Here is a 3,889-nt window from a genome sequence, read left to right on the forward strand (position 1 = left end):
GGGTGGGTCGTTGCCTTCACCGTCCACTCTGGATTCTGGCCGTACCGGTGGCCTTCCGCTGGAGCTGACCAGCTTCGTCGACCGTCGCGCGGAACTGGTCGAGGCCAAGAACTTGTTAGCGACCTCACGGTTGGTGACGTTGACCGGGATCGGCGGAGTGGGGAAGACTCGTCTGGCGCTACGGATCGCCACCACGGCGCAACGGGACTTTCCCGACGGCGTGATCTTGGCAGAGCTGGGCGAAGTGCGTGATCAGTCGCTGCTGCTGGGTGTCGTGGCTGGTGCGCTTGGGTTACGAGACGGATCGGGGCGACCCCCACACGAGGTACTCGTCGAGTTCCTCGCCCCTCGAGACCTTCTACTTGTGCTCGATAATTGTGAGCAGGTGGTGGATGCGGTAGCGAAGCTCTCCGAATCTCTACTCCGTGTCTGCCCTCGGCTGCGGATTCTGGCAACCAGTCGTGAACCGGTCGGTATCAGCGGAGAAGCTGTGCTGCTGATTCCGCCGCTCGCAGTCCCCGATCCCGATCACCTGGCGAAGGGACTACCGCGAAACGACGCGATGACGTTATTCGCTCAACGCGGCGCCGCAGCTGTCCCCGGGTTCGAGCTCACCGAGGACAACAAGGCCACCATTGCCCGAATCTGCCAGCGACTGGACGGATTGCCACTGCCGATCGAGTTGGCGGCGGCCAGACTGCGGGCGATGTCGCCCGAGCAGATCCTGCAACGGCTGACCGACCGCTTCGCACTGCTGACCCGCGGCAGCCGGGACGCCCCGTCGCGGCAGCAGACCCTGCGGATGTGTATCGACTGGAGCCATGACCTGTGCACGCCACTGGAACAACGGGTGTGGGCTCAATTGTCGGTGTTCGCTGGCAGCTTCGAACTCGATGCTGCAGAACAGGTCTGCGGCGGCAACCTCACAGCACCGGATCTCCTCGATACTGTCTCCTTCCTCATCGACAAGTCGATCCTGACTCGTGAAGACTCCGGTGCTGCGGTGCGATTCCGAATGCTCGAGACCTTACGCGACTACGGCCGTGAGAAGGCCGAGGACTCCGGAGAATATGCCGATCTTCGCCGCCGGCACCGTGATTGGTGTGAGCGGTTGGTGGTCGAGGCGGAAGCCGACTGGATCAGTTCCCGCCAGCTCGCGTGGATCACCAGACTTGGACTCGAGCAGCCGAATCTGCGTGAAGCACTGGAGTTCTGTGTATCCGACAATCCCGACGCGGGGATTCGGATCGCCGCTGCTCTCTACCAGTTCTGGGTTTCCCGGGGTTTGTTCAGCGAGGGGCGTCGTTGGCTGGACCGCCTCCTGGCCCGCCAGACGGGTCTACCGACCGTCGACCGGGCCAAGGCCCTTTTCGCAGACAGTGTCCTGGCCGGGTTGCAGGGTGAGGTTCGCGTGGCGACCGCTCTCGTGGAGGAGGGTCGCGCGCTCGCGGACCAGACGACCGACCCGACGCTGCGCGCACACATCGACCTCGCCGACGGATATCTGGCACTGTTCGACGGTCATCTTCCAGATGCACGCCTGCACCTCGAGACTGCCCTCCAGGAGTACGCCGGGCGGGGCGACATACTCTTCGAGGTCGTCGCTCTCGTGACCCTCGGAGTGACGCGCGAACTGCTGGGCGACACGAACCGGGCCATCGAATGCTATGAGCGCTTACTCGCGATAACCGAGGCGCGAGGCGAATCGGTGTATCGGGCGTACTCGCTGTGGGCTCTGGCTGTTGCGGTGTGGAGGCAGGGTGATCGAGCGCGAGCTGCGCGTCTGCTCGGGCAAGCACTGCGGGTCGGTCGAAATATCAATGACCGATTGAGCACCAGCATGGGCCTGCAAGCACTGGCTTGGATCGCTGCCGAGGAGCACGACGCCCGGCGCGCGGTCGTGTTGACGGCAGCGGCGGAGGAACTGAGCCGGTCGGTGGGGATGCCGACGGTGTTTTTGCCCGATCTGCTCGTGCACCAGGATGAATGCGAACGTGAAACTCGACGTACGATGAGTGAGCAGGCATTCGCGGCGGCCCGCAGGGAGGGCGCTGCACTCGGTTTTCACGCCGCCGTAGCCTACGCTCTGGGTGAACAGAACACGCCTACACCGGCATCCGTTGCCAGTCCGTCGTCCACACCGACCAAACGTGAGCGCGAGGTCGCCAAACTGATCGCCGACGGGCTGACCAATAAGGAGATCGCCGCTCGCCTGGTGATCTCCCCCCGAACCGCGCAGGGGCACGTCGAGCACCTACTGTCCAAGCTAGGATTCGCCTCACGCGCACAGATTGCGGCGTGGGTCGTCGAATCACAGCATGAGGGTTCCTGAGACACTGACCGAGGTCCGGACTTTCGATTCCTGCTCCGCCAACTTCCCTGGCTACCAGCCTCATAGGGCTGGCTGATGGCGATCGAGGCTCGATCTGCACGACAGTATGAACACGGCACGTAGCGAAACATATCGAAGTCGGATCGAATACCGCGGTGCACTCATGCACTGCACGTGCGGAATCATGTTGAATCCCAACGCGATCGTTCGAGTCTTGTCGAGCTCATCGAGAACCTGGTCGACGCCGGTGGTCGGGCTACGGAAGTATCTGCCCTCAAAAGCCCGGAGGCGGTCGCGTACGTAGGCGAGCATGGCAAGTTCGCGCTCGAGGTCTGCTGCGGTTCGTCGCTCACCTCTGATCACGGGCCTCCGACTCGATCCGCAACTCGTAGGGCTCCGCCCCCATGCATGCTTCGTGCCAGCTGCTTCTCGACAGGCACACCGGGCGGAGAAGCCTAGTACCGGCGTGCCGCGTAGAACGGCATCGAGTCGAGTGGCGCCTCCTTCACCGACTGCCCGGTGGTGGGCGCGTGGACGACCGTGCCGTTCCCGGCGTAGAGCCCGACATGTTGCGCCCCGTAGAACAGGACGAGATCACCCGGCTGCAGGCTTCCCTTGTCCACGGGCATTCCACCGTTCACCTGGTCGTAGGTGGTGCGAGGTACGGAGACACCTACCTGCCTGTAGGCCCACTGCACAAGACCCGAGCAATCGAACGCATTCGGTCCCGTAGCACCCCAGACATACGGCGATCCGATCTTCGACTCGGCAGACGCGAGAGCCTGCGCACCGTGGGTCGATGGCAACGCCGGCAGGGAGGGCGGCGTTCCGGGGAGGGACGGAGGATTGGGAACCGGGAGGGGCGCAGGGTTCGGAACCGGAGGTAGCGCCGGTACACGTGGTATGTCGAACGTACCGATCCCTGGGATCGTGATCGGCTCCGCTGCAGCAGGAGTCACTGGAAGCATGAATGCTCCCACTCCCACTCCGATGGCGGTCAGAAGACCACCGGTCGAAAACTGCAGGCGATTGCCCCGACGCAATCTATGCTTGGCCATTGAGCTGAGTCCTTCGATTTATACGGTGTCCGATGACAGACGTGCCGCTCGGACGAGACACTCCATAACATCCCGGTCACGAACCAGCCGGACAACGGCCGAATGGCCCATTCGCCTACCTGTTTTCGTGGTTCAAGTGGTCACGAACTCGGACTCGTACTGTCCCGATCCGTCACCGAAGGCCGGAAACGGGGGTGCCCCAACAGCTCTGCCGTTACCACCCGGGCGTGTGTGCCCATGCTGCTTGTGTGTCACTGACCCAGAACTCATCAAGCCAGGATCGGTCGGTGGGTAAACCGCACTGAGCGAAGTCTCCACTCGATCCTGGGTGGTTCACCGGCGCCTGCACGCCGGTTGGACCGGCTTCGTACTGGCCGGCTGGTTGTGGTCGCTGGCCATTCCCGTGGACTGACGACCCACGGCACATATCCCGGACTCCGGTGACCTCGCATCCTGGTCGCACACGTGGTGTGGCAATGCGAGCGAGGAGGCCGAGAAG

The 3,889-nt window shown here is 63.3% G+C and carries 2 protein-coding genes; one reads left to right on the forward strand and one right to left on the reverse strand.

From position 1 onward, the window contains the following. Window positions 1–2,332 (forward strand): ATP-binding protein (locus WAW17_RS22540; RefSeq protein ID WP_422335134.1); only part of this gene is annotated, 2,332 nt, incomplete at its 5' end. A 455-nt stretch (window positions 2,333–2,787) separates the two neighbouring features. Here the strand turns inward: WAW17_RS22540 and WAW17_RS22545 are convergent. Further along, window positions 2,788–3,390, reverse strand: a complete 603-nt coding sequence (locus tag WAW17_RS22545; protein WP_422335135.1) for a C40 family peptidase — start codon at window positions 3,388–3,390, stop codon at window positions 2,788–2,790. Between the last annotated feature and the right edge of the window lie 499 nt (window positions 3,391–3,889).

Source organism: Rhodococcus sp. (in: high G+C Gram-positive bacteria) (genome assembly GCF_049286785.1).
Lineage (GTDB): Bacteria > Actinomycetota > Actinomycetes > Mycobacteriales > Mycobacteriaceae > Rhodococcus_F.